Origin of the sequence: Pseudoduganella guangdongensis (genome assembly GCF_009857475.1) — a bacterium.
In the GTDB taxonomy this organism is placed as follows: domain Bacteria; phylum Pseudomonadota; class Gammaproteobacteria; order Burkholderiales; family Burkholderiaceae_D; genus Rugamonas; species Rugamonas guangdongensis.
Map to the genome: position 1 here is coordinate 124560 of NZ_WWCJ01000011.1, position 26039 is coordinate 150598.

19 protein-coding genes are annotated in these 26039 nt (G+C 65.4%); 14 read left to right on the forward strand and 5 right to left on the reverse strand.

The window, feature by feature from the left end; all coding sequences use genetic code 11:
- Positions 1–789, forward strand: a complete 789-nt coding sequence (locus tag GTP41_RS16740; protein WP_161026712.1) for an alpha/beta fold hydrolase — start codon at positions 1–3, stop codon at positions 787–789.
- Here GTP41_RS16740 and GTP41_RS16745 read toward each other — a convergent pair.
- Positions 786–2138 (reverse strand): YihY family inner membrane protein, encoded by a 1353-nt coding sequence (locus GTP41_RS16745; RefSeq protein WP_161026713.1) that lies wholly within the window; start codon positions 2136–2138, stop codon positions 786–788. The genes GTP41_RS16740 and GTP41_RS16745 overlap by 4 nt on opposite strands.
- A gap of 55 nt (positions 2139–2193) precedes the next feature.
- On the opposite strand from GTP41_RS16745, the gene wrbA reads away from it, so the two are divergent.
- From wrbA to GTP41_RS16795, 10 genes are read left to right on the forward strand one after another with little or no spacing between them, the layout of a single operon-like run.
- Complete coding sequence (gene wrbA, locus GTP41_RS16750) at positions 2194–2799, forward strand: NAD(P)H:quinone oxidoreductase (RefSeq protein ID WP_161026714.1); 606 nt, start codon at positions 2194–2196, stop codon at positions 2797–2799.
- A 2-nt stretch (positions 2800–2801) separates the two neighbouring features.
- Positions 2802–3203 carry a DUF2069 domain-containing protein gene (locus GTP41_RS16755; RefSeq protein WP_161026715.1) on the forward strand — a complete coding sequence of 134 codons (402 nt, stop codon included), beginning with the start codon at positions 2802–2804 and terminating at the stop codon, positions 3201–3203.
- A gap of 2 nt (positions 3204–3205) precedes the next feature.
- Entirely contained in the window at positions 3206–4618 is a 1413-nt protein-coding gene (locus GTP41_RS16760; protein ID WP_161026716.1) for an FAD-binding oxidoreductase, read from the forward strand.
- A complete protein-coding gene (locus GTP41_RS16765; protein ID WP_161026717.1) occupies positions 4615–5040 on the forward strand; it encodes a DUF4124 domain-containing protein in 426 nt (141 codons plus the stop codon). The genes GTP41_RS16760 and GTP41_RS16765 overlap by 4 nt, the downstream gene beginning before the upstream one ends.
- On the forward strand, positions 5028–7586 hold the full coding sequence (locus tag GTP41_RS16770; protein WP_161026718.1) for an FtsX-like permease family protein: 2559 nt from the start codon (positions 5028–5030) through the stop codon (positions 7584–7586). Before GTP41_RS16765 ends, GTP41_RS16770 begins: the two co-directional genes overlap by 13 nt.
- Positions 7586–8656: a lipocalin-like domain-containing protein gene (locus tag GTP41_RS16775; RefSeq protein WP_161026719.1), complete on the forward strand. Its 1071-nt coding sequence runs from the start codon at positions 7586–7588 to the stop codon at positions 8654–8656. The genes GTP41_RS16770 and GTP41_RS16775 overlap by 1 nt, the downstream gene beginning before the upstream one ends.
- Positions 8657–8675: 19 nt before the next feature.
- Entirely contained in the window at positions 8676–10493 is a 1818-nt protein-coding gene (locus GTP41_RS16780; protein WP_161026720.1) for an ABC transporter transmembrane domain-containing protein, read from the forward strand.
- A 7-nt stretch (positions 10494–10500) separates the two neighbouring features.
- A complete protein-coding gene (locus tag GTP41_RS16785) occupies positions 10501–11580 on the forward strand; it encodes a threonine aldolase family protein (protein ID WP_161026721.1) in 1080 nt (359 codons plus the stop codon).
- Positions 11577–13112, forward strand: coding sequence for a DEAD/DEAH box helicase (locus tag GTP41_RS16790; RefSeq protein WP_161026722.1), 1536 nt, complete (start codon positions 11577–11579; stop codon positions 13110–13112). The genes GTP41_RS16785 and GTP41_RS16790 overlap by 4 nt, the downstream gene beginning before the upstream one ends.
- A 13-nt stretch (positions 13113–13125) precedes the next feature.
- Positions 13126–14097, forward strand: a complete 972-nt coding sequence (locus GTP41_RS16795) for a thymidylate synthase (protein ID WP_161026723.1) — start codon at positions 13126–13128, stop codon at positions 14095–14097.
- On the opposite strand, the gene GTP41_RS16800 is transcribed toward GTP41_RS16795, so the two are convergent.
- The 4 genes from GTP41_RS16800 to carA are packed head-to-tail and all read right to left on the reverse strand — an operon-like array spanning position 14094 to position 22366.
- Positions 14094–15620 carry a M48 family metallopeptidase gene (locus tag GTP41_RS16800; RefSeq protein WP_161026724.1) on the reverse strand — a complete coding sequence of 509 codons (1527 nt, stop codon included), beginning with the start codon at positions 15618–15620 and terminating at the stop codon, positions 14094–14096. The two genes, GTP41_RS16795 and GTP41_RS16800, sit on opposite strands and share 4 nt — an antisense overlap.
- Before the next feature lie 13 nt (positions 15621–15633).
- Entirely contained in the window at positions 15634–17382 is a 1749-nt protein-coding gene (locus tag GTP41_RS16805) for a methyl-accepting chemotaxis protein (protein WP_161026725.1), read from the reverse strand.
- Positions 17383–17385: 3 nt separating this feature from the next.
- Complete coding sequence (gene carB, locus GTP41_RS16810; protein WP_161026726.1) at positions 17386–21216, reverse strand: carbamoyl-phosphate synthase large subunit; 3831 nt, start codon at positions 21214–21216, stop codon at positions 17386–17388.
- Complete coding sequence (gene carA / locus GTP41_RS16815) at positions 21209–22366, reverse strand: glutamine-hydrolyzing carbamoyl-phosphate synthase small subunit (protein ID WP_161026727.1); 1158 nt, start codon at positions 22364–22366, stop codon at positions 21209–21211. Before carA ends, carB begins: the two co-directional genes overlap by 8 nt.
- A 210-nt stretch (positions 22367–22576) precedes the next feature.
- Here carA and GTP41_RS16820 point away from each other — a divergent pair, with 210 nt between their 5' ends.
- The 3 genes from GTP41_RS16820 to GTP41_RS16830 all read left to right on the forward strand — a co-directional run bounded on the left by GTP41_RS16820 (position 22577) and on the right by GTP41_RS16830 (position 25965).
- Complete coding sequence (locus tag GTP41_RS16820) at positions 22577–23059, forward strand: dihydrofolate reductase (RefSeq protein WP_161026728.1); 483 nt, start codon at positions 22577–22579, stop codon at positions 23057–23059.
- Between the two features lie 3 nt (positions 23060–23062).
- The gene (locus tag GTP41_RS16825) at positions 23063–23626 is read left to right on the forward strand and encodes a DUF4337 domain-containing protein (protein ID WP_161026729.1); all 564 of its coding nucleotides are present in this window, start codon (positions 23063–23065) and stop codon (positions 23624–23626) included.
- 83 nt (positions 23627–23709) lie between these two features.
- A complete protein-coding gene (locus GTP41_RS16830) occupies positions 23710–25965 on the forward strand; it encodes an arginine/lysine/ornithine decarboxylase (RefSeq protein ID WP_161026730.1) in 2256 nt (751 codons plus the stop codon).
- The last annotated feature ends 74 nt before the right edge of the window (positions 25966–26039 follow it).

The window sequence follows — 26039 nt, forward strand, 5'->3', positions numbered from 1 at the left end:
ATGATACTTGGCGATTCCTATTGCTATACCGGGGGTAAGGCGTTCGACCCGGCGCTGCCGACCGTGGTGTTCATCCACGGCGCGCAGAATGACCATTCGGTGTGGGCGCTGCAGTCGCGCTACCTGGCGCACCATGGCTTTGGCGTGCTGGCGCTGGACCTGCCGGGGCATGGCCGCAGCTCCGGCCCGGCCAAACGCAGCGTGGAGGAAATGGCGGCCTGGCTGCTCTCGGTGCTGGACGCGGCGGGCGCGCGCCAGGCGGCCCTGGTCGGGCACAGCATGGGCTCCCTGATTGCGCTGGAGGCGGCGCACCAGGCCCCCGAGCGCATCACGCGGCTGGCGCTGCTCGGCTGCACCTACCCAATGAAAGTGTCGGATGCCTTGCTGGACGCGGCCCTGAACGCGGAGAGCGACGCGATTGATATGGTGAACATCTGGTCGCACAGTTCGATGGCGCAAAAACCATCCTGCCCGGGGCCCGGTTTTTCGGTCATGGGCATGTCGAAGCGGCTGATGGAGCGCATTTCGGCGCAGGGTGAGCCGGGGCTGTTCCATACCGATTTCACGGCCTGCAATGCCTATGCCAATGGGGATGCGGCGGCGGCCAGCGTGCGCTGCCCGGTGCAGTTCATCTTCGGCGGCAAGGATATGATGACGCCGCCGCGCAGCAGCAAGGCTTTACTGGCGGCGCTGCCGGGTGCCCGCACCGTCACGGTGGATGCCGGCCACCAGATGATGGCCGAGCAGCCGGACGCGGTACTGGACGCGCTGGCGGCCTTCCTGCGTTAAGCCGCCGCGAAGTGTTCGGCCAGGCTCACGCCCAGCCCGGATTCCACTGCCGTTTCGACCTGGCGCGCCAGCATGGCGGCATCGCGGCTGGCTGCGCGGTCCAGCTCATCGTCCGAATCGGCCACCACAGCGGCGTTCAGCGCCATGCCGCCGAACACGAACAGGCGATAGACGTCGGCCACCGTCACCTTGTTGACATTGGCGAGCAATACCCAGTTGTCGGCGCCCTCGCTGACCCGTTTGCCGAACTGCACGCGCGGCGGTGGCGCGATCTTGACCTTCGCCACCCAGCCCGGCGCCACCATGCGTTCCAGCAGCGCATCCATCTCGTCAAAGCCAATCCGGGTGCGCCCCCGCATCTCGGCGGAACTGACGGCGGCAGTATCGCCCCGCTCGCGCGCCTCGTGCAGCACGCGCAGCACCGCCATGGCGTCGACAAACTCGCCGCCCGGCACCGCTTCGTACCACCAGCGCTCGTATTTGACGACCGGCAGCGCCGCCGTCAGCAAGGCGCCCAGCAGCGTAATCAGCCAGGAAACGTAGATCCAGAGCAGGAACAGCGGCAAGGCCGCCAGCGCGCCGTAGATCTTGGAATACGTCGGCACCTGGGTGATGAACACCGCAAAACCGCGCTTGGCCAGCTCGAACGCCACCGCCGCCAGCGCACCGCCGCACAGCGCATCGCGCCAGTCCACCGTGCGGTTGGGCACCGTCATATACAGCAAGGTGAAGGCCACGGTCGTCAGCAAGATCGACAGCAAGGTGTAGAAGATCGGCCCGGTCACCGCCCCGATCAGGTCGCTGGTGGCGTCGAAAATATGGCTGGACAGCGAAAGCGAGACGCCCACCAGCAAAGGCCCGAGCGTCACCAGCGCCCAATAGACCAGCACCCGCCGCACGAAGCGGCGCTCGTTCTTGACCCGCCAGATGCGGTTGAAGGCGCGCTCGATCATGCTCAGCATGGCCACGGACGTCAGCACCAGCATCACCGCCCCCACCGCCGATAGTCGTGTTGCCTTGGAGGCAAACATGGTCAGGTAGCTGAGAATGGTGTTGGAGATCGCCTTCGGCATCACGCTCTTGATGAAATACGCCTCCAGCGCCGAGCGGAAGGTATTGAACATCGGGAAGGTCGTGAAAATAGCCAGCGCGATCGTCAGCACCGGCACCAGGGCGAACACGGTGGTGAAGGTCAGGCCGCCCGCCACCTGGGGCAGGCTTTCCTGGCGCAGGCGGCGCCGGGCAAACTGCAGCAGGTCGCGCAATTCGCTCGAGGACAAGGCGCGCAGCTCGGCCACGCCGCGCGTGCAGGCGCGCGCCACATTGTTGTATAGGGAATTTAGAACCATCTGCTGTTGTTGTTGATCTTTATGCTACTCGGTAAAGGGCCATATAATAGCGCTGATGAACCGAACTAACCTCACAATTCTTGTTTTGTATTATTCCCGGCACGGCTCCGTGCGCAAACTGGCGGAGCTGATTGCCCAGGGCATTGAATCGGTGCCCGGTTGCGACGCCCGCCTGCGCACCGTGCCCGCCGTTTCCACCGTGACGGAAGCGACCGGGCCGGAAGTGCCGCTGGAAGGCGCGCCCTACGTGGAACTGCAGGACCTGGAGGAATGCGCAGCGCTGGCGCTGGGCTCCCCTACCCGTTTTGGCAATATGGCGGCGGCAATGAAGTATTTTTGGGATGGCACATCGGCGCAATGGCTGTCCGGCACCTTGTCCGGCAAGCCGGCCTGCGTTTTCACGTCGACCGGCAGCCAGCACGGCGGCCAGGAGTCGACCCTGCTGACGATGATGGTGCCCTTGCTGCACCATGGCATGATGGTGATGGGCTTGCCCTATACCCATCCGGAGTTGATGACGACCAGCAGCGGCGGTTCGCCCTACGGCCCCACCCACTGGTCGGGATTGGACGGCAAAAAGCCGATCACGGAAGATGAAAAACGCCTGGCGCTCGCGATGGGACGCCGGCTGGCCGAGGCGGCCGTGAAGTTGCGGGGGTAATCATGAACAGCATCAAACACAAACTTTTCCATTGGGGCGCCATCGGCAGCCTGGTTTTGCTCATCGGCTGGTGCGTGGCGTGGGAAATGTGGATCGCGCCCTTGAAACCGGGCGGTTCGTGGATGGTGCTGAAAGCAGTGCCGCTGCTGTTCCCGCTGCTGGGCGTGATCAAGCGCGACATCTATACACTGCAGTGGACCTCGATGATGATCCTGCTGTACTTCACCGAAGGCGTGGTGCGCGGCTGGAGCGACAAGAGCATGCCATGGCTGGGCTGGGGCGAGGCGGCCATTGTGGTGGTCTACTTCCTGTGCGCCATCCTGTATGTGCGGCCTTATAAGCAGGCCGCCAAACAGGCCGCGCGCGAACTGCTGGAGAAGGTCAACACCAGCAAGACCCGGTAATCATGGATAAGCCGGCCTTCCTCGCCGCCTGCCGCGCCTTGCTGGGCGAGCCCCATGTCATCGCCGACGAGGCGGGCATGGCGCCCTACCTGCGCGACTGGCGCGGGCGCTTTACCGGGCGCGCGCTGGCCGTGCTGCGGCCAGCCGATACCGAACAGGTTGCCGCCATCGTGCGGCTATGCGTGCAGGCGCGCGTCCCGATCGTTCCCCAGGGCGGCAATACCGGCCTGGTGCTGGGCAGCGTGCCCGATGCCGGCGGCGGCTCCGTGCTGCTGTCGCTTTCGCGCATGCGGACAATACGCCAGGTGGATGCGGTCAACCGCACCATGACGGTCGATGCGGGCGTGATCCTGCAGCAGGCGCAGGAAGCAGCGGCCGCGCAGGGCTGCCTGTTCCCGCTGTCCCTTGCGGCGGAAGGCAGTTGCACCATCGGCGGCAATCTTTCCACCAATGCGGGTGGCACCGCGGTTCTGCGCTACGGCAATACGCGCGAGCTTTGCCTGGGGCTGGAGGTCGTGACGGCGCAGGGCGAGGTCTGGTCGGGACTGCGCGGACTGCGCAAGGACAATACCGGGTACGACCTGCGCGACCTGTTTATCGGGGCGGAAGGCACGCTGGGCATCATTACCGGCGCGGTGCTGAAACTGTATCCGCAGCCAAAGGCCACCGTTACGGCGCTGGCGGCCATGGAGTCGCCGGCGCAGGCCTCGCGGCTGCTCTCCATCATGCAGGACCATTGCGCGGCCAGCCTGACGGGCTTTGAGCTGATGTCGGCGTTTTGCCTGCAGCTGGTGGCGAAGCACTTCCCGGCTTTGCAGCAGCCATTACCCACCCATTACCGGCAGTACGCCTTGCTGGAGCTCTCCAGCAGCGAATCGGAGGCGCATGCGGCAGGCCTGCTGGAGCGCGCGCTGGGCGCTGCGCTGGCGGACGGCGCGGCGCAGGATGCGGTGGTTGCCAGTTCGGCGGCCCAGTCGCGCGGGCTGTGGGACTTGCGCGAGCACATCCCGCTGGCGCAGGCGGCGGACGGCAAGAATATCAAGCATGATATTTCGCTGCCGGTTTCTTCGATTGCTGAATTTATTGCCGCCACCGAACCGCAGTTGCAGGCGGCCTTCCCCGGCTGCCAGCTGGTGTGCTTCGGCCACCTGGGCGACGGCAACCTGCATTTCAATGTCGCCCCGCCGCCCGGCGTGGCGCACGAAGACTTCCTGCGTAGCCAGGGAGCGGTCAACCGTGTGGTGCACGATTCGGTCGCCGTTTTTGGCGGCTCCATATCGGCCGAACATGGCATCGGCGCATTGAAGCGCGACGAACTGGCGCGGTATAAATCGCCGGTGGAACTGACCCTGATGCGCGCGATAAAAGCCGCACTTGATCCGCTGGGCTTGATGAATCCCGGGAAAATCCTATGAAACTCCTGCCCTTGCTGCTGTTGGCGATGGCCCTTCCTGCAGGGGCTGAAGCCCTGCACAAGTGCTCCGTTGACGGCAAGATCAGCTACTCGCAGCAGCCATGCGAGAAAGGCGTTGCCACCACCATTGCGGTGCCGCCGGCGCCGCCGCCCGATCCCGCCGCTGCGGCGGACTTGAAGCGCCAGGCGCGCGAAGCCAACAAGCTGGCCGGGGAACGCCGCAAGCGCGAAGCGCGCGAGGAGCGCGAGTCGCTGGCAGAGGCGCGTGCCGTCGCCGCCCACAATAAGAAGTGCAAAAAGCTGCAGTTGCAGCAGAAGTGGGCGGAGGAGGACGCGCGCGGCGGCACCGTGCAGCATATGGAGCGTTCGAAACTGAAGGCTAAGCGCGCGTCCGAGATCGTTCAGCTGGAATGCGGCGGCTGACGCGCTGGCTGGCGGTCGGAGAATGGCGCGCGCACCCGGTGCGGGCGCTGACCGCTATTGCGGCGATTGCGATCGGCGTGGCACTGGGGTTCGCCATCCACCTGGTAAATGCGGCGGCGCTGAACGAATTTTCCAGCGCTATCCGCAGCTTGTCCGGCCAGGCCGACATCCAGGTCGCCGGCACCGAGTCGACCTTTGACGAGGCGATTTATCCGGTTTTGGCGCGCCTGCCGGAGGTCGCGGTGGCGTCGCCAGTGCTGGAATTCGAGGCGCCGTTGCCGGGCGGACGGGAGAGCCTGCGCATCATCGGGCTGGACGTGTTCCGCGCGGGCTTTATCACGCCCGACTTGATCGGCGCTCCCGGCGAGGACCAGCCTTACGACACGCTGGCGGATGATGCCATTTTCCTTTCGCCGGCGGCGATGCAGTGGCTGAAGCTGCAGCCTGGTGCGCCTTTGCGCCTGGCCGCGGGCGGCGCCGCGCCGCCATTGCGGGTGGCCGGTTCGCTGCAGCGGGCGCGCGTGGGGCAACGCTTGGCGGTGATGGATGTCGCTGCGGCGCAGTGGCAGTTCCAACGGCTTGGCCGCTTGTCGCGCGTCGACCTGAAGCTGCGCGACGGCGTCGATCGCGGCGCGTTCGAGCGTGCGCTGGAGGCGCAGCTTGGGCGCGATTTCCCGGGGCGCTTCCGGGTCAGGCAACCGAACGACGCCGACCAGGAGAGCCGCAACACGAACCTGAGCCGCGCCTATCGCGTCAACCTGAGCGTACTGGCGCTGGTGGCGCTGTTCACCGGCGCCTTCCTGGTCTTCTCTTCGCAGGCCTTGTCCGTGCTGCGGCGGCGCAGCGAGTTCGCCTTGCTGCGGGTGCTGGGACTGGAGCGCAAGCAGTTGCTGCGGCAGGTGCTGCTGGAAGGGGCGCTGCTGGGCAGCGTGGGGGCGGCGTTGGGCATTGCTGGCGGCTATGCGCTGGCGGCGGCTGTACTGCGCTTGTTCGGCGGCGACCTTGGCGCGGGCTATTTCGCAGGGGTGCAGCCGGCAGTGCAATGGGCGCCGGCGGCGGCGCTGCTGTATTTTGCGCTGGGTCTCGGCGTGGCGCTGCTGGGCGGCCTGGCGCCCGCCATGGACGCGGCACGCGCCCGCCCGGCGGTGGCGCTCAAGGCTGGCACGGACGAGACGGCGCTGCGGCCATTGGCGCGCCCCTGGCCGGGCCTGGTGTGCCTGGCGCTGGCCGGCGCAATGGCGTTCGCGCCGCCGCTGTTCGAGCTGCCCTTGTTCGGCTATTTGTCGATTGCCTTGCTGCTGGTCGGCGCGATCGCGCTGATGCCGCGCTTGTCGGGCATGGCGTTTCGCACCCTCGCGGGAGGCAAGCGCGCCACTGCAGCCGGCACCGCGGCGACGCGCGGGCCGGTCGTTGCGCTGGCACTCACGCGGCTGGCCAATGCCTCCGGCCAGGCCGGGATCGCGCTGGGCGGGGTGCTGGCGAGCTTCAGCCTGATGGTGGCGATGGCCATCATGGTGGCCAGTTTCCGCACCTCGGTCGACGAGTGGGTGCTGCGGATCCTGCCGGCGGACGTGTACGCGCGCAGCACAACGTCCGGCAGCTTGGGCGGCGGGCTGTCCCCGTCCGAGCAGGATGCCCTGCGCAAGATGCCCGGCGTGGCAAGGCTCGAATTCATGCGCGTGCGCTCCGTCTCGCTCGCGCCCGACCGCCCCAATATTGCCATTCTGGCGCGCGACATCGCCCCCGACGATCCCGGCAGCGCCATGATCCTCGTGAACGAGGCCGCGGCAGCGCACGGCGCAGGTCGGGCGGCGTGGGTCTCGGAGGCGATGGCGGATCTGTACGCGCTGCGGCCCGGCGACACGCTGCGGCTGCCTCTGGGTGGCCAACTGCGCGCGTTCCGGGTGGCGGGCATCTGGCGCGATTACGCGCGGGCGGCGGGCGCGGTGATCATCCGCCGTGCGGACTATATCGCCATAACCGGCGACCGCGAAGCCGCCGACGTGGCGATCTGGCTCGCCAAGGGCGCCAGCACCGCGCAGGTGCAGGAAGGCATACGCGCCCTCCCCTTCGGCGCCACGCTGGAAACCAGCGTCCCATCCGAGATCCGCAACCTCACCCTGAGAATCTTCGACCGCAGCTTCGCCGTCACCTACCTGCTGGAAGGCATTGCCATCCTGATCGGCCTGTTCGGGGTGGCCGCCACCTTCTCCGCGCAAACCCTTGCGCGCAGCCGCGAGTTCGGCATGCTGCGCCACGTCGGCGTCACGCGGCGCCAGATCCTCGGCATACTGGCGCTGGAAGGCAGCGCCCTCACCGCCCTCGGCATCCTGGCCGGCTTCGCGCTGGGCTGGCTTATCAGTCTGGTGCTGGTACACGTGATCAACCCGCAATCCTTCCACTGGACCATGCAAATGCATTATCCCTGGCCCTTGCTCGCCACCGTCGCCGCCGCACTCCTGCTGTCCGCCACGGTGACCGCGCTGCTCGCGGGACGCCAGGCCCTGTCGTCCGGCCCAGTGCGCGCCGTGCGGGAGGACTGGTGATGCGCGCGCTGGTTTGCCTGCTCCTGCTGCTGGCCTGGCCGCTACGCATCGCCCAGGCGGCTGAATTCACGCCCGTCAGGCCCGGCGTCCAGCTGCAATTCCCGCGCGACTACGGCTCCCACCCCGGCTTCAAGACCGAATGGTGGTACGCCACCGGCTGGCTCGCCACGCCGGACGGCAAGCAGCTCGGCTACCAGGTCACCTTCTTCCGCAGCGGCACCGGCCATGGCCGCGACAACCCGAGCAAGTTCGCGCCGAAAGACATCATCGTGGCCCATGCCGCCCTGTCCGACCCGGCCCATGGCAAACTGCTGCACGACCAGCGCACGGTGCGTGCCGGCTTCGGCCTGGCCGGCGCATCCAGCGCAGACACCGACGTCCAGCTGGATAGCTGGCGCATGCGCCGCGCCGCCGACGGCACTTATCATATCGACATCGACGCCGCCGAATTCACCCTCAAGCTGCAACTCGCGCCGACCCAGCCCGTCCTGCTGCAAGGCGACGCAGGCTTCTCGCGCAAGGGCCCGCAAGCCGCGCAAGCGAGTTATTACTATAGCAAGCCCCACCTGCGCACCAGCGGTACCCTGGCCCGCCGTGGCGCCGCCGCGCAAGCCGTGCAAGGCAGCACCTGGCTCGATCACGAATGGTCCAGCGAAGTGCTGGATCCGGCCGCAGCGGGCTGGGATTGGGTGGGCGTAAACCTGACCGACGGCGGCGCCCTCATGGCATTCCAGATCAGGGACCGCCGAGGTGGTAGACTATGGGCCCACGCGACATGGCGCGATGCATCCGGTAAGATCACGCACCATTCGCAGGACCAGGTCAGTTTTACCCCGCAAGTGCGCTGGAAATCGCCGCGCACGCATGCCGAGTATCCCGTCGCCACCCTGATCGCCACCGGCCCCGAAACGTGGCTGGCCAGCCCCTTGCAGCACGACCAGGAGCTGGATTCGCGCCGCTCGACCGGCGCGGTGTACTGGGAAGGCGCGATCACGGTAAGCCGCGGCGGCAAGCCCGCAGGGCGCGGCTACCTGGAGATGACGGGTTATGCCAGTCCGATAAAACTTTGAACAAGAACGTAGAACACGCATGAGCACCACCACCACCGGTCAACCAGAAGCACGAGAACTCAAAAAAGGCAGCCTGGCTGCCTTCAAAGGCCTGCTGCCGTTCCTCAAGCCCTATCGCAGCCGATTCATCGTCGCCGGCATCGCCCTGGTCGTGGCGGCCGGCGCCACCCTGGCGATCCCCTATGCGTTCAAGCAGATGATCGACCTGGGCTTCGGCGCCGACGCGGGCGTGCGCAGCGCGGACCATGTCAATTCAGTTTTCGTGGCCCTGTTTGCGGTGGCCACGATCCTGGCGCTGGCCACGGCGGCGCGCTTTTACAGCGTGTCCTGGCTGGGCGAACGGGTTACGGCCGATATCCGCAGCGCCGTGTACTCGCACGTCGTGCGGCAGAGTCCCGAGTTCTTCGAAACCACCAAGACCGGCGAGGTGCTGTCGCGCCTGACCACCGACACCACCCTGATCCAGAGCGTGGTCGGCACCAGCATCTCCATGGCGCTGCGCAATATGCTGCTGTTCCTGGGCGGCCTGGTGATGCTGTTCGTGACCAGCGTGAAGCTGTCCTCCATCATCCTCGGCCTGCTGGTGCTGACCGTGCTGCCGATCGTGGTGTTCGGCCGCCGCGTGCGCAAGCTCTCGCGCGACTCGCAGGACCGCGTGGCCGACGCCTCCGCCATGGCTGGCGAAATCCTGAACGCCATGCCGACCGTGCAGGCCTTCACCCATGAAAAACTGGAAGCACAACGCTTTGGCGGCTCTGTCGAAGGTGCTTTCGCCACCGCCATGCGGCGCATCCAGGCGCGCGCCTTCCTGACCATGCTGGCCATCGTGCTGGTGTTTGGCACCATCGTCTTCGTACTCTGGCTGGGCGCCCACGCCGTGCTGGAAGGGGCGATGACCGGCGGCGACCTGGGGCAGTTCATCCTGTACGCCTCGATCGTGGCCGGCTCCATCGGCGCCCTGTCCGAAGTGATGGGCGAGGCCCAGCGCGCCGCCGGCGCCACCGAGCGTCTGCTGGAACTGCTGGCCGTGCGCTCCGACATCCAGGACCCGGCGCAGCCGCAAGCCCTGCCAGCGCGCGCCGCCAATGGCGCGGCCCTGAGCCTGCATGACGTGTCTTTCAGCTACCCGTCGCGCCCGGACACCCTGGCACTGGACCACGTCACGCTCGACATCAAGCCGGGTGAGACGGTCGCCGTGGTCGGCCCTTCCGGCGCCGGCAAAACCACCCTGTTCCAGATGCTGTTGCGTTTCTACGATCCGCAATCCGGCGCCATCCGCCTGGACGGCGCCGATATCCGCCTGCTCGACCTGCACACCCTGCGCGGCGCCATCGGCATCGTGCCGCAGGATACGGTGATCTTCTCAGCCGATGCGATGGAAAATATCCGCTACGGCCGCGCCGACGCCACCGACCAGGAAGTGATCGAAGCGGCGCGCCTGGCCGCCGCCCACGAGTTCATTGAGCGCCTGCCGCACGGCTACAAGTCCTTCCTGGGCGAGCGCGGCGTGCGTTTGTCGGGCGGCCAACGCCAGCGCATCGCCATCGCGCGCGCCCTGCTGAAAAACCCGCCGCTGCTGCTGCTGGACGAAGCCACCAGCGCGCTGGATGCGGAATCCGAACGCCTGGTGCAAGGCGCGCTGGAAGCGGCCATGGTGGGCCGCACCACCATCATCATCGCGCACCGCCTGGCCACCGTACAGCGCGCCGACCGCATCATCGTCATGGAAGACGGCAAGATCGTGGAGACCGGCACCCACCAGTCGCTGGTGGCGCTGGGCGGCATCTACGCCAACCTGGCGGCCCTGCAATTCCATAACGTGCATGTGACCCACTGAGGCCATCGTGACCGACGCCGAACTGCGCCAGAACTGCCATACCGTCTTGCCCGGCCACCGCCAGCCGGCGCCGGCGGAGACCTTCGCCGCCATGGCTGAATGGTGCGCGGCGAATGGCGTTGCGCACGACGTGTATGGCGAGGGCGAGCTGCTGCAGTCCTTCGAGCGCAAGGTGGCCAGCCTGCTGGGTTTTGAGGCCGCCACGTTCGTCATCAGCGGCACCATGGCGCAGGTAACGGCGCTGCGCCTGGCCTGCATGGAACGCGGCAGCCGCCTGGTGGCGCTGCACCCGAGCGCGCACATTTTCCGCCACGAGCGCGGCAACCACCAGTTGCTGGACCACTTCCAGGCTTTGCAGCTGGGCGATCCGCACCGTCCCTTCACGCTCGGCGACCTGCAGGCCGTGCCGGACCGGCTGGGCGCCGTATCGCTGGAACTGCCGGCGCGCGAACTGGGCGGCCAGTCGCCAACGTGGAACGAGCTGGCGGCCATCAAGGAACACTGCCGCGAGCAAGGCATCCATTTGCATATGGATGGCGCGCGCCTGTGGGAGGCGGCAGCAGGCTGCGGCCGCCCGCCGGCCGAACTGGCGCAAGGTTTCGACAGTGTCTACGTTTCGTTATACAAAGGCATTGGCGGCCTGGGTGGCGCCATGCTGCTGGGCAGCGGCGCCTTCATCGCCCGCGCGCAGGAGTGGTTCCGCCGCCAGGGCGGCAACGTCATCCACCGTACGCCCTATGTCGTGGCGGCGGCGATGCAGTTCGAAGCGCGCCTGGCGGCGATGCCGGCCTACTTCCGCCGCACGCAATGGCTGTACGAAACGCTGCGCGAATTCCCGCGCCTGCGCGCCAATCCGGCGCAGCCGCAGGCCAATATGCTGCATATTCACCTTCCGGTAGCGCGCGAGCGCCTGCTGGAAATCCGCAACGAGATCGCAGCCCGCCATGGCGTGTGGCTGCTGAACCGCGCGGCCCATGCCCAGCTTCCGGGCACCAGCTTCACCGAATGGTATGTCGGCGATAATCTTCTCGCGCTGCCGGACGAACAAGTCCGCCACGCCCTGACTCTTTGGAGCGACATATTATGAGTTTCACCTCGCTGGACCTGATCGACGGGCTCCTGCGCGCCCTGGAATCGATTGGCTATAAAAACGCCACGCCGATCCAGAAGCAAGCTATTCCTGCGGTGCTGGCAGGCCGCGACCTGTTGGCCGCCGCCCAGACCGGCACTGGCAAAACTGCCGCCTTCGCCCTGCCCCTGCTGCAGCGGCTGGCCCTGGAGGGCGAGCAGGCGGCGCCGAACCACATCCGCTGTCTAGTGCTGGTGCCGACGCGCGAGCTGGCCGACCAGGTGTTCCAGAGCTTCCAGACCTATGGTTTCCATCTGCCGCTGCGTAGCGCGGTGGCGTATGGCGGCGTGCCGATGGAGCCGCAACTGGTCAAACTGCGCAAGGGGGTGGACGTGCTGGTTGCGACACCCGGCCGCTTGCTGGACCTGCATCGCAAAGGGGCAATTGAATTCGCCCAGCTGCAAGCGCTGGTGCTGGACGAGGCGGACCGCATGCTCGACCTGGGCTTCGCGGAGGACCTGGACCTGCTGTTTTCGGTGCTGCCGGCGCAGCGCCAGACTTTGCTGTTCTCGGCCACCATGCCGGAGCAGATCCGCCAGATGGCGTCGCAACTGCTGCGCGATCCGTTGACGGTGCAGGCGAGCGCGCCGAATACGACAGCGCGCACGGTGCGCCAGTCGGTCTTCACCACCGACAAGCGGCATAAGCCGGAGCTGTTCCTGCATTTGATGCGCAAGGAAGGCTGGGGGCAGGTGCTGGTCTTCGTCAAGACGCGCAAGGGTGTCGAGCATCTGGTCGGGCTGCTGCAGGATGAGGGCGTTTCGGCCGATTCCATCCATGGCGACAAGGCGCAGCACGCGCGCATCAAGGCGCTGAAGCGCTTCAAGGCGAATGATGTGCAAGTGCTGGTGGCGACGGACGTTGCGGCGCGCGGCCTGGATATCGAGGCATTGCCGCTGGTGGTAAATTTCGACCTGCCGACCGTGGCGGAGGACTATATCCACCGTATCGGCCGCACCGGGCGAGCGGGTGCCGAGGGTGAGGCGATTTCGCTGGTGTGCGCGGATGAAGTGGACCTGCTGCGCGCTGTCGAAAAGCTGATCGGATCGGTCTTGCCGCGCCAGGAGGAAGCCGGGTTTGAGGCGGATCATCGTGTTCCTTCGACCGGCGCTGCGGCGGCTCCCGCCGCACGGCCTGCCGCCAAGGCGGCTCGCGGCGGCGCCAAGCCGGCCAAAGCTGCCAAGCCTGCGGCGCCGGTGCGTGATGACACGCCGCGCCCTGCCGGGGGCTTCGGCGGGCTGAAAGAAGAAATGCCGCCGAAAGAGAAACCGCGCTCACGCGGGCCGATGTACGGCGCGCGCGGCGGCAGCCCAGGTGCGGGAACCGGCGCGGCAGGCCGCGCGGGCGGGCGCGGTAGCAGCGCTGGTGCTGGCGGCGCCGGCGGCGGCAAGGTCGTGGTGACGGCAACGCGCGGGGCCAAGTCGACGGCGCGTGCCGCAGGCCGAGCGGCGGCGCATGCCAAGCCTGGCGGCCGCGGTAACAAACGATAAATCGGAGAGACGCATGAAGCAGTACAAAGAATTGATCAGCACCGTGCTGGAGCAAGGCAACTGGCAGGACAACCGCACCGGCATCCGCACCCTGAGCGTGCCGGGCGCCATGATGCGCTTTGACATGAACGACGGCTTCCCCGCCGTGACGACCAAAAAGCTGGCCTTCAAATCCGTGGTGGGCGAGTTGTGCGCCTTCCTGCGCGCCTCGCGCAGCGCCGCCGACTTCCGCGCGCTGGGCTGCAAGGTGTGGGACCAGAACGCGAACGAAAACCAGCAATGGCTGGCCAACCCTTACCGCACCGGCACCGACGACCTGGGGCCGGTGTACGGCGTGCAATGGCGCCAGTGGCCAGGCTACAAGCTGCTGGACGCTGCCGCCACCGCGCAAATTGCCGATGCGGAGCGCAATGGCTTCATGCAAGTGGCGCCGCTGGTGGAAGACGGTGTGCAGAAGGTGTTGATGTATAAGGCGATCGACCAGTTGCGCGAATGCCTGGACACCATCGTTAACAACCCTTCCAGCCGCCGCATCCTGTTCCACGGCTGGAACCCGGCAGTGCTGGACCAGGTGGCGCTGCCGGCCTGCCACCTGCTGTACCAGTTCATCCCGAACGCCACCACCCGTGAGATTTCGCTCTGCCTCTATGTGCGCAGCAACGATATCGGCCTCGGCACCCCGTTCAATATCGCGGAAGGCGCCGCCCTGCTGCACCTGGTGGCACGCCTGACCGGCTACAAGCCACGCTGGTTCAGCTACTTCATCGGCGACGCGCACATTTACGAGAACCACATGGAGATGGTGCAGGAGCAGCTGAAGCGCGAACCGCTGCCGCTGCCGCAGCTGCAGATCAACAGCCGCGTGCCGGCCTTCGCAGAAACCGGCAAGTACGAGCCGGAATGGCTGGAGCAGATCGAACCAAGCGACTTCACCCTGGAAGGCTACCAGCACCACGCGCCGCTCACGGCGCCAATGGCGGTTTAAGCCGCTTCCTCCTCGGGAACGACGCTGCTCCACCACAGGTTGGCGGAGTCTTCCCCTTCCTTCTCCAGCAAATAGTGGTAGCCGCGTTGCGCGGCTTCGTTCAGCAGGTTGGGGTCATCCAGGGCGGCCTGGCGCAGATGGTCAACGCCGTTGCGGTTGCCTTCGGCCAGCAGGACGCGTCCGTAAATCAGGGTGGCTTTCGGGTACGGGCCACCGGGGCGCTTCAACTGTTCCTGCACCACCGGCTTGGCCGCCTCGGTGCCCTCGAATTCCAGTTTCAGCGTGGCCAGTTCCTGCAAGTCGACGACAGAAAGCTTGGACAGCGCTTGCGCCGACAGTTCTCGGATGCGCAACTGCGAGCGGGTCACATGGCGATAGCGCTCGGTCCAGCCGCGCGCGTTAGCGTCCCACCATTGCTTGTCCAGCTCCGCTTCCAGCTTCTTGCAAACGCCGGAGGCCAGCATCACATCCGCCGCGCTCACTTCAACCGGTTCCGGCAGCGCCGGTGCGGCGCCGATGGCGTCCAGGCGTTCGCGCAGGCACGGGTGGGTGTCGTCCACGCCGGAAGGCTCGGCCCAGGCGGCATCCAGCGCCGGCTTGCAGGCCCATTCATCGTAGTTGGCGCGAAACGCCATGCGCATGGACGAAAACGGCATGAACGGCGGCCGCTCGGCGCGGTCCGCGTGCTCATACATCTTGGACCAGAATTTACGGCCAACCCAGCTGCCTAGCAGGTGGTCGCGCACCAGGCCGTGCGCGTTGGCGGTGCGGCCTGCCATGTCGGTGGCGGTGCTGTCGGCCTCATACTCTTGCTGGCGCGCCAATACGAAGGTGTAGGCGCTATAGTAGGGGAAGAAGCGCTTCAGCGCGCCGGCCAGCGCGGCGCTGATCACGCTGTCCTCGGCGCTGTCTTCGACATGCTCGTAAATATTGACGAACAGGCGGCGCTGGCGGTAGACCCAGGCGGCGGCCTTGCCGTGATTGCCGCACAAATGCCCGTACTCGTGGGCCAGCGTGGCCAGCATTTCCTTGGGCGTGGAGCCCAACAGGTAAGGCAGGCCGACCATCAGGTAGTTCCGGTTGCCGCCCAGGATGCCGAAGCGGGCATGCTGGCAAATGGCGGCATTGTAGTCGTCCGTGACCAGCACATGGTCGATGCGCGGGCCTTTCAGCTTGCTGTGCAGCTTATCCAGGATTTCAAACAGTTTGGGCGCCTCCGCCCTTTCCAGCGCGCGGCCGGTCGGGCGCTCAAGGCGGGTCAGCATCACGCGCAGCACCACAAAGATCAAGGGCAGCAGGAACAGGCCGAAGAGCCCGACCTTGATGGTGGTGAAGGTGCGCTCCGATTCGTACGCCCATTGCATGGCGAAGGCGAACAAGGCCAACAAACCGCCCAGGGCGCCGAACAGCACGACATAAGCCGCAATGCTGATCGCAAAAACCTTACGGCGAAAAGCCGCCGGGCTGGCATGGGAATCCAGCTCCAGGCGGCGTACCAAGTGTTCAAATGCTTTATGGTCCAATCAACGTCCCCAATTAAAATTCTTCCCAGTCTCCGCCCTGGCTATTCGCTACGGCGCGCTTGGCGCGCGGCGTTGCTGGCGTTGCCTGCGCTACCTTGCGCACGGCTGGCTTGGGAAGTGCTGCAGGTTTGGTGCGCACCGCCTGGATGACAGCGCGGGCCTGTTCGGCAGCAGGATGCTCGTGCCGGCGATTATTGTCAACCTGGAAAACACTGACCACCTGCGACAGGGTGCTGGCTTGCTGCTGCAGCGCATTGGAGGCGGATGCCGCTTCCTCCACCAGGCCGACGTTCTGCTGGGTGATGCTGTCCATCTCGGAGATGGCCTGGTGGATCTGCTCCAGGCCCGCGGTCTGCTCCTGGGTCGCGGTGGTGATCTCGCCCATGATGTCGGTCACACGCTGGATGCTGGTGACAATATCTTTCATGGTGGTGCCGGCCTGGTTCACCAGTTTGGCGCCCACTTCCACCTTGCCCACGGAATCGTCGATCAGTTCCTTGATTTCCTTGGCGGCGGCGGCCGAACGCTGCGCCAGGTTGCGCACCTCGGTGGCCACCACGGCGAAGCCGCGCCCTTGCTCTCCGGCGCGCGCTGCTTCCACGGCGGCATTCAGCGCCAGGATATTGGTCTGGAAGGCGATGCCGTCGATAACGGTGATGATGTCCACGATCTTGTGCGAGGACTCGTTGATCGAACCCATGGTATCCACCACCTTCTCCACCACCTCGCCGCCGCGCGTCGCCACTTCGGAGGCGGACACCGCCAGTTGGTTGGCCTGGCGCGCATTGTCGGCGTTCTGGCGCACGGTGCCGGTCAGTTGCTCCATCGAGGAGGCGGTTTCCTCCAGCGAGGCGGCCTGCTGGCCGGTGCGGTCGGACAGGTCCATATTGCCGGCCGCGATCTGGCCCGAAGCGCTGGAGATCGTGTCGCTGCCGCTGCGCACCTCGGCCACGATGGCGGCCAGGTTGTCGCGCATCTTGTCCAGCGCATCCAGCAGTTCGCCAAACTCGTTGGTCGGGTGTACGGTGGACTGCCCTTTCAAGTCGCCGTCGGCCACCCGGTGCGCCACGGCCATGGCTTCCGCCAGCGGTTCGGAAATGGCTTTCATCAGCACGAAACCGGCAAAAATGCTGAGCGCCAGGCCGCCGATCAGCACCAGGGTCACGGTCAGGCTGGTGCTTTTCAGGTTGGCGGCAACTTCAGCGTCATCCTCCAGGGTGCGTTTGTCGCTGTACTCGGCCAGGGATTTCAGCGCGCCGTCGCCGATCCGGTAGGACGGGTTGATCTTCTTGATCAACACCGTCTCGGCATCGTCCCAGCGGTTCTCTTTCACGGCGGCGGTGGCGGCGAGGATGTGCGCCACGCCCAGGCCGTCGCTCTTGGCGAACCACTCCTCTGCCAACTTACGTTCTTCCGGGGTCTTGATGCTGGCCAGGTAGCCTTCCCAGCGCTTGTTCACGCGCGCGGTCACCTCGTCCACGATATTGAAGTGGTTGGCCAGCGGGTGGTCATGCAGTTTGCTCCAGGCCAGTTCCGGGTTGTGCTGCAAGGCTTGCAGGATCTGGCTGCGGCCGGTTTCCATGTCGAGGCGGATGGCGCTCCGCTCGGCGATGTTCTTCTGGTCGGCCACGGTCACGTCTTTCACCAGCCCGACGGAACGCTCGGCGCTGACGATGCCCAAGCCGCCAATAATCGCGAGCATGCCAATCAGCAGGCCAATAACACCCACCAGAAGGGTTTTGATTTTGAAGTTCTTAAACATCGCTCACTCCTTTACCAGACATTTGAAAAACTGATGCAGGCGGCCCCTCAGTTCCGACACTTCATCAAACTCGATGTACGTCACATCCACCAGGTCTTCCAGTTCGCGCAGCAAAGTGGTCTTGATCGGCGCGCCTTTCCAGACCAGGAACAGGATCGGCGTCCTGCGGCCCTTGAATATGTGATAGCTCAGCTCAAAGGCGCTGCTTTCGCTCATGCCCACGCGGATATTGACCATCACGTCCGCCTGGTCGAGCAAGGCAAGACGGTGGCGGCGGAAGTTCTGCGGCGTGAAGGGCAGCCCCTGCTTGCGCTCGAAGGCGGCGCGGAAGGTATCCGCGCTTTCCGCCTGCAGGCCGGTCAGGTAGTCGAAGGGGTGCGGCAGGCCGTTGGCGCTGTCGATCAGCTGCATGATCTCGGCCACCATGCGTTGTTCACGCTCGTCGGACTCGGTGAAAGGCTGGCGGATAAAGAGCTTGAGCGGAGCCACGCCGACGCTGCGCTGGCGCGCCTGGACGCGGCGATCGGGAAGCTGGTATGCCGCTGCCGCCAGGTCGGAGGCGCCGGGTACGGGGCGCGGCGCCAGTTCCGGCATCGTCGGCGCGCCGCCCTCGGCATGGCGGCCGGCCAGGGCGTGCAGCTCCTGCAGCGAGCGCACCGCGATGGTGCCGATATGCTTGCGCGCCTCAAGAGCGGCTTCGGCGGCGGCGATCGTGGTAAACATCACGATGCCGGACGAAAGCGCCGCGCAGCGCAGGCTGCGCGTGGCGGCGATGGCGCTGCGCTTTTCGTCCACCGTGACCACGGCCATGGCGATTTCACGCAGGGCCAGCAGGCCTAGCAGGGTTTCATCCTCGATGGTATTGACCGGCACGTCGCCCGCTTCCAGCACGGCGGCCGTCACTTCGCTGGCGCACAGCGAATAGCCGGCGTCCGCCAGTTCGCGCGCCAGCGCCACGGCGCGCGCCTGGTCGGCTTTGCGGACGCGCAGGTAGACATAGCCTTGCTCGGGAATGCGAATGCCGGCGCCAAGTTCGGCTTTCAGGAAGGCTTCGCCGAAGGTCGGGCCGGTGCCCATGACCTCGCCGGTGGATTTCATCTCCGGGCCAAGAATGGTGTCCACGCCGGGGAATTTACCGAACGGCAGCACCGATTCCTTCACACTGTAATATGGCGGCACCACTTCGGTCGTGACGCCTTGCGCGGCCAGCGTGCGGCCGGCCATGCAGCGCGCGGCGACCTTGGCGAGCTGGATGCCGGTAGCCTTGGAGACGAAGGGCACGGTGCGCGATGCGCGCGGATTCACCTCCAGCACGAAGATGCGGTCCAACATGCGCCCGTCGACCTTGTGACGCTGCACCGCGAACTGCACATTCATCAACCCGACCACGCCCAGGCCATGCGCCAGGCGCACCGTCTGGCGCTTGATCTCGGCCACGGTGCTTTCGGCCAGGGAGTACGGCGGCAGGCTGCATGCCGAGTCGCCGGAGTGGATGCCGGCCTGCTCCACGTGCTCCATCACGCCGCCGATCAGCACCTGCTCGCCGTCGCTGACGCAGTCCACATCCACCTCGATGGCATCGTTCAGGAAGCGGTCCAGCAGCACCGGCGAGGCCGGCGACACCTTAACCGCCTCGCGCATATAACGCTCCAGGTCGGCCCGCTCATGGACGATCTCCATGGCGCGGCCGCCCAGAACGTAGGAAGGACGCACCACCAGCGGATAGCCGATCTCCTCCGCCAAGGCGACGGCTTGATCCTCGGTGCGGGCGGTGCGGTTGGGGGGCTGGCGCAAGTCCAGCGCGTACAGCAGCTGCTGGAAGCGCTCACGGTCTTCGGCAGCGTCGATCATATCGGGCGAGGTGCCGATCACCGGCACGCCATTGGCTTCCAGCGCCAGGGCCAGCTTGAGCGGCGTCTGGCCGCCGTATTGCACGATCACCCCTTCCGGCTGTTCAATGGCGACGATCTCCAGCACGTCTTCCAGCGTCAGCGACTCGAAATACAGGCGGTCGGAGGTATCGAAGTCGGTCGATACGGTTTCCGGGTTGCAGTTGACCATGATGGTTTCATAGCCGTCTTCGCGCATGGCCAGTGCCGCGTGCACGCAGCAGTAGTCGAATTCGATGCCCTGCCCGATCCGGTTCGGGCCGCCGCCCAGCACCATGATCTTGCGCGCCTTGCTCGGCTGGGATTCGCACTCTTCGTCGTAGGTCGAATACATATAGGCGGTGCGGGTGGCGAACTCGCCGGCGCAGGTGTCGACGCGTTTGTACACCGGGCGCACGCCCTGGGCATGGCGCTGCGCGCGCACCGCGCCTTCGTCGTCGCCCAGCAGGGTTGCCAGGCGGCGGTCGCCGAAACCCTGCTGCTTCAGGCGGCGCATCACGTCGGCGCCAATGCTGCCGAGATGCTGCGCGGCGACCCACTCTTCGATCTGCACCAGGTCCTGGATCTGCGCCAGGAACCAGGGGTCGATATGCGACAAGCGGTTGACCTCCACCAGGGACATGCCCTGGGCAAAGGCCTCGCCCACGTACCAGATGCGCTGCGGGCCGGGCAGGCTGAGCTCCTGCTCGATCACGTCGCGCCCGGTGGCGATGCGCTGCAAGCCATCCACGCCGATATCCAGGCCGCGCAGGGCTTTCTGGAACGATTCCTGGAAGGTGCGGCCCATGGCCATCACTTCGCCAACGGACTTCATCTGCGTGGTCAGGCGGTCGTTCGCACCCGGGAATTTCTCGAAGGCGAAGCGCGGGATCTTGGTCACCACATAGTCGATGGCGGGCTCGAACGAGGCCGGCGTGGCGCCGCCGGTGATATCGTTCTGCAGCTCGTCCAGCGTGAAGCCCACCGCCAGCTTGGCCGCCACGCGGGCAATCGGGAAGCCGGTCGCCTTGGATGCCAGCGCCGAGGAACGCGACACGCGCGGGTTCATCTCGATCACGATCATGCGGCCGTCTTGCGGGTTGACGGCGAACTGCACGTTCGAGCCGCCGGTGTCCACGCCGATCTCGCGCAGCACATCCAGCGCGGCGTCGCGCATGACCTGGTATTCCTTGTCGGTCAGGGTTTGCGCCGGCGCCACGGTGATCGAGTCGCCGGTATGCACGCCCATCGGGTCCAGGTTTTCGATCGAGCAGACAATGATGCAGTTGTCGTTGCGGTCGCGCACCACCTCCATCTCGAATTCCTTCCAGCCGATCAGCGATTCCTCGATCAGCAGTTCGGAGGTGGGCGACAGTTCCAGCCCGCGCAGGCAGATGGCGTTGAATTCATCGGCATTGCGGGCGATGCCGCCGCCGCTGCCGCCCATGGTGAACGAGGGGCGGATAATCACCGGGAAGCCCAGCTTTTCCTGCGCGCGCCAGGCGTCGGCCATGCTGTGGGCGATGCCGGAGCGCGCCGACTGCAAGCCGATGCGCTCCATGGCGGCCTTGAATTTGGCACGGTCCTCGGCGCGGTCGATGGCCTCCGGCGTGGCGCCGATCAGCTCTACATTGAAGCGCTCAAGCACGCCGTGGCGGTGCAGGTCGAGCGCGCAGTTCAGCGCCGTCTGGCCGCCCATGGTGGGCAGCACCGCCTGCGGCCGTTCGCGCTCGATGATGCTGGCCACCGTTTCCCAGGTGACCGGCTCGATATACGTGACGTCGGCCATGCCGGGGTCGGTCATGATGGTGGCGGGATTGCTGTTCACCAGCACCACCTGGAAGCCCTCCTCGCGCAGCGCCTTGCAGGCCTGCGCGCCGGAGTAGTCGAATTCGCACGCCTGGCCAATCACAATCGGGCCGGCGCCGATGATCAGGATGCGCTGGATATCGCTACGTTTAGGCATGGCGCGCGCCCTCCATCATGGCTACGAACTGGTCGAACAAAGGGGCCAGGTCATGCGGGCCTGGCGACGCTTCCGGATGCCCCTGGAAGCAGAAGGCGGGACGGTCGGTGCGGCGGAAACCCTGCAGCGAGCCGTCGAACAGCGAGATATGCGTCACCGCGCAATTGGCCGGCAGCGACGCGGCATCAACCGCAAAGCCGTGGTTCTGCGAGGTGATCATCACGCGCCGGGTGTCAACGTCCTGCACCGGATGGTTGGCGCCGTGGTGGCCGAACTTCATCTTGACGGTGCGCGCGCCGGAAGCGAGCGCCATGATCTGGTGGCCCAGGCAAATGCCAAAGGTCGGGATGCCGCGCTCAATCAGCTCGCGCGCCGCCGCAATCGCGTAGTCGCACGGCTGCGGGTCGCCGGGGCCGTTCGACAGGAAAATGCCGTCCGGCTGCAGCGCCATGGCTGCTGCGGCGCCGGCGCGCGCCGGCAGCACGGTGACACGGCAGCCGCGCTGCGCCAGCATGCGCAGGATGTTCGCCTTCACGCCAAAGTCGTAAGCCACCACGTGAAAGCGCGGCTGCAACTGGCGGCCATGGCCGTGGCCCAGCATCCATTCGGTTTCGCTCCATTCATAAGGCGCTGGCGTGCTGACGGTTTGCGCCAGGTCCATGCCGGCCAGGCCCGGGAAGGCGCGCGCCAGCTCCAGCGCCAGTTCCGCCGCGCCATCCACCAGGATCGCGCCGCTTTGGGCGCCCTTTTCGCGCAGGATGCGCGTCAGCTTGCGGGTGTCTATCCCGGCGATACCCACCACGCCCTGCTCCGCCAGCCAGGACGAGAGATCCTGTTCGCTGCGGAAGTTCGATGCCAGCAGCGGCAGGTCCTTCACCACCAGTCCGGCGGCATGGATGCGCGGCGCTTCGCCGTCTTCGCGGTTTACGCCCGTGTTGCCGATATGCGGATAGGTCAGCGTCACGATCTGCCTGCTGTAGCTTGGGTCGCTGAGGATTTCCTGGTAGCCGCTCATGGCGGTGTTGAAGACGATTTCGCCCGCCGTGGCGCCGCTGGCGCCAATGGAAAAGCCTTCGAACAATGTGCCATCGGCTAAAGCGAGGACTGCGCGCCCGGAATGTCCCAAGGCATGCTTGAGTGGGTGTTTCATCAGGGGAACTCCTACTTCGTATCGTTATGAAACCAACAAACAGAATTGCCAACCAGCAATTTCCAGCGCGCTGAAATCAAGATACGCCGCGAACCCCTGCTTAAAACTCTCCAACCGTCACAAGGCCCCATTCAAGGCATAAATAAATTGCGTTGCCGCAATTTCGCAACATGACCGGATGGCAAAGTGCTCCGATATATAATGGCGGCCATGACAATTTTGACCATCATCGTTGCGACGGATGCCAGCAACGGCATCGGCATCAACAACACCCTGCCCTGGCACCTGCCGGAAGACCTGGCGCACTTCAAGCGCCTCACGTCGGGCCATCCGATTATCATGGGCCGCAAGACCTTCGATTCGATCGGCCGCCCTTTGCCGAACCGCCGCAATATCGTCATCAGCCGCAATGCGGAATGGGGCCACGACGGCGTGGAGCGCGTCGGCTCGCTGGAAGAAGCACGCGCCCTGGTGGCCGGCGTGGAGCAGGCCTTCGTCATCGGCGGCGCCCAGGTCTACCAGCAAGCGCTGCCCCTGGTGGACAAGCTTGTCATTACGCGTATTGGCCGCACATATGAATGCGACGCTTTCTTCCCCGCCCTGCCGGACGGCGAGTGGCAGGAAACCGGTCGCGAGGAACACGTTTCGGCAGCAGGCCTGCCGTATGCATTTATCAGCTTCACCAGGAATTAAAGAATGTCCGGACACGGTTTTCACGTCCACGGCCCGCACGACCACGCCGTGGAACACGCAGCACACAGCAACGACAAGTTTTCGGGCAAGATCGCGGTGACCACGGCCATCCTGGCCACGGTGGGCGCCATTTTCGGCTACCAGGGCGGCGCTACCCAGAACGACGCGGCCCTGTTCAAAAACAATGCCGCCATCGCCAAGACCGAGGCGGCCAACCGCTGGAATTACTACCAGGCCAAGTCCTCCAAGCAGAACCTGGCCGAACTGGCCATGTTGCTGCCCAACGCCGAAGTGGAAAAGTACAAGGCGGAGGTGGTGCGCTATAAGGAAGAAAAGGACGCCATCAAAAAAGACGCCGAACAATGGGAAACCAAATCGGCGGAGTGGGACCACAAGTCGGACCACGCCCTGCACAAGCACCACCAATGGGCGCTGGCCACGACGGCTGAACAGATTGCTATCGCTTTGGCGGCGATTACCCTGCTGACCAACCGTAAATGGCTGATGTACGCCACCTACGGCGTGGCCGCCGTGGGCCTTGGCCTGGGCGCGATGGCAATCGTTTAATTATTTTCCCCGGGGCGCGGAAATTCTGCGATACTCCCGGTCTTATTTTTTTTGCGGCGCTTGCTCGCGCCGGGAGACCACTGATGAAATTCCGCTTCCCCATCGTCATCATCGACGAGGATTTCCGTTCCGAGAACACGTCCGGCCTGGGCATTCGCGCCCTGGCAGCGGCGATGGAAAAGGAAGGCATGGAGGTCCTCGGCGTCACCAGCTACGGTGACCTGTCGCAGTTCGCCCAGCAGCAGTCGCGCGCCTCCGCCTTTGTGCTGTCGATCGACGACGAGGAGTTCGGCGGCGGCACGCTGGAGGAAACCGACGCGGCCCTGGCGTCCCTGCGCGCCTTCGTGTCCGAGATCCGCCACAAGAACGCCGACATTCCGATCTACCTGTACGGCGAAACCCGCACCTCGCGCCATATCCCGAACGATATCCTGCGCGAGCTGCACGGCTTCATCCACATGTTCGAGGACACCCCGGAATTCGTGGCGCGCCACATCATCCGCGAAGCCAAGTCCTACCTGGACAGCCTGGCGCCGCCTTTCTTCCGCGCCCTGGTGCACTACGCGAACGACGGTTCCTACTCCTGGCACTGCCCGGGCCACTCCGGCGGCGTGGCTTTCCTGAAGTCGCCTATCGGCCAGATGTTCCACCAGTTCTTTGGTGAGAACATGCTGCGCGCCGACGTCTGCAACGCGGTGGAAGAACTCGGCCAGCTGCTGGACCACACCGGCCCCGTGGCCGCCTCCGAGCGCAATGCCGCCCGTATTTACAACGCGGACCACGCCTACTTCGTCACCAACGGCACCTCCACCTCCAACAAGATGGTGTGGCATTCGACCGTGGCGCCGGGCGACATCGTGGTGGTGGACCGCAACTGCCACAAATCGATCCTGCACTCGATCATCATGTGCGGCGCGATCCCGGTGTTCCTGATGCCGACCCGTAACAACCTGGGCATCATCGGCCCGATCCCGCTGGAAGAGTTCTCCATGGAGAGCATCGAGCGCAAGATCGCCAACAACCCGTTCGCACAAGCCGCCGCCAACAAGAAGCCGCGCATCCTGACCATCACCCAGTCGACCTACGACGGCGTGGTGTACAACGTGGAAACCCTGCGCGAAATGTTGGACGGTAAGATCGACACCCTGCACTTCGACGAAGCATGGCTGCCGCACGCCACCTTCCACGACTTCTACAAGAACATGCACGCGATCGGCAAGGACCGTCCGCGCGCCAAGGAGTCGATGATCTTCTCGACCCAATCCACCCACAAGCTGCTGGCGGGCTTGTCGCAGGCTTCGCAGGTGCTGGTGCGCGATTCCGAGACCGTGAAGCTGGACAAGGACGCCTTCAACGAGGCGTACCTGATGCACACCTCCACCTCGCCGCAGTACTCCATCATCGCCTCGTGCGACGTGGCGGCGGCCATGATGGAAGCGCCGGGCGGCACCGCCCTGGTGGAAGAATCGATCCTGGAAGCGCTGGACTTCCGCCGCGCCATGCGCAAGATCGACGAGGAATGGGGCAGCGACTGGTGGTTCAAGGTCTGGGGCCCGGACACCTTCGCCGACGAAGGCATCGGCTCGCAGGAAGACTGGATCTTCACCGAAGACAGCAAGAAGTGGCACGGCTTCGGCGACCTGAAGCCTGGCTTCAACATGCTCGACCCGATCAAGGCCACCATCGTCAACCCGGGCCTGTCGCTGGACGGCCAGTTCGGCGAATCCGGCATCCCGGCGTCCATCGTGACCAAGTACCTGGCGGAGCACGGCGTGATCGTTGAGAAGTGCGGCCTGTACTCCTTCTTCATCATGTTCACCATCGGCATTACCAAAGGCCGCTGGAACACCCTGCTGACCGCGCTGCAGCAGTTCAAGGACGACTACGACAAGAACGCCCCGATGTGGCGCATCCTGCCGGAGTTCTCGGCTGCCAACCCGCGCTACGAGCAAATGGGCCTGCGCGACCTGTGCCAGCAGATCCACGACTTCTACAAAGCCTACGACGTGGCGCGCCTGACCACCGAGATGTACCTGTCGGACATGGTGCCTGCAATGAAGCCGTCGGACGCCTTCGCCAAGATGGCGCACCGCGAAATCGAGCGCGTGGCGCTGGACGAGCTGGAAGGCCGCATCACCTCCATCCTGCTGACGCCATACCCGCCGGGCATCCCGCTGCTGATCCCGGGCGAGCGCTTCAACAAGACCATCGTTGACTACCTGCGCTTTGCGCGCGACTTCAACGAACGCTTCCCTGGCTTCGAGACCGACGTCCACGGCCTGGTCAAGCGCGAAGTGGATGGTAAACGCGATTACTTCGTCGACTGCGTTAAGCAATAAAACCCAAGCCCGCGCCAAAACGCGGGCTTTTTTGTTTGGGCTGGCGCCAGCTTTAAAGTGCGAAAGGAGTTTCG

What these genes read in the sequence shown, in the direction of transcription:
- GTP41_RS16740 (WP_161026712.1), top strand. Translation starts at nt 1, where the DNA reads ATGATACTTGGCGATTCCTATTGCTATACCGGGGGTAAGGCGTTCGAC.
- GTP41_RS16745 (WP_161026713.1), bottom strand. Translation starts at nt 2,138, where the DNA reads ATGGTTCTAAATTCCCTATACAACAATGTGGCGCGCGCCTGCACGCGC.
- wrbA (WP_161026714.1), top strand. Translation starts at nt 2,194, where the DNA reads ATGAACCGAACTAACCTCACAATTCTTGTTTTGTATTATTCCCGGCAC.
- GTP41_RS16755 (WP_161026715.1), top strand. Translation starts at nt 2,802, where the DNA reads ATGAACAGCATCAAACACAAACTTTTCCATTGGGGCGCCATCGGCAGC.
- GTP41_RS16760 (WP_161026716.1), top strand. Translation starts at nt 3,206, where the DNA reads ATGGATAAGCCGGCCTTCCTCGCCGCCTGCCGCGCCTTGCTGGGCGAG.
- GTP41_RS16765 (WP_161026717.1), top strand. Translation starts at nt 4,615, where the DNA reads ATGAAACTCCTGCCCTTGCTGCTGTTGGCGATGGCCCTTCCTGCAGGG.
- GTP41_RS16770 (WP_161026718.1), top strand. Translation starts at nt 5,028, where the DNA reads ATGCGGCGGCTGACGCGCTGGCTGGCGGTCGGAGAATGGCGCGCGCAC.
- GTP41_RS16775 (WP_161026719.1), top strand. Translation starts at nt 7,586, where the DNA reads ATGCGCGCGCTGGTTTGCCTGCTCCTGCTGCTGGCCTGGCCGCTACGC.
- GTP41_RS16780 (WP_161026720.1), top strand. Translation starts at nt 8,676, where the DNA reads ATGAGCACCACCACCACCGGTCAACCAGAAGCACGAGAACTCAAAAAA.
- GTP41_RS16790 (WP_161026722.1), top strand. Translation starts at nt 11,577, where the DNA reads ATGAGTTTCACCTCGCTGGACCTGATCGACGGGCTCCTGCGCGCCCTG.
- GTP41_RS16795 (WP_161026723.1), top strand. Translation starts at nt 13,126, where the DNA reads ATGAAGCAGTACAAAGAATTGATCAGCACCGTGCTGGAGCAAGGCAAC.
- GTP41_RS16805 (WP_161026725.1), bottom strand. Translation starts at nt 17,382, where the DNA reads ATGTTTAAGAACTTCAAAATCAAAACCCTTCTGGTGGGTGTTATTGGC.
- carB (WP_161026726.1), bottom strand. Translation starts at nt 21,216, where the DNA reads ATGCCTAAACGTAGCGATATCCAGCGCATCCTGATCATCGGCGCCGGC.
- carA (WP_161026727.1), bottom strand. Translation starts at nt 22,366, where the DNA reads ATGAAACACCCACTCAAGCATGCCTTGGGACATTCCGGGCGCGCAGTC.
- GTP41_RS16820 (WP_161026728.1), top strand. Translation starts at nt 22,577, where the DNA reads ATGACAATTTTGACCATCATCGTTGCGACGGATGCCAGCAACGGCATC.
- GTP41_RS16825 (WP_161026729.1), top strand. Translation starts at nt 23,063, where the DNA reads ATGTCCGGACACGGTTTTCACGTCCACGGCCCGCACGACCACGCCGTG.
- GTP41_RS16830 (WP_161026730.1), top strand. Translation starts at nt 23,710, where the DNA reads ATGAAATTCCGCTTCCCCATCGTCATCATCGACGAGGATTTCCGTTCC.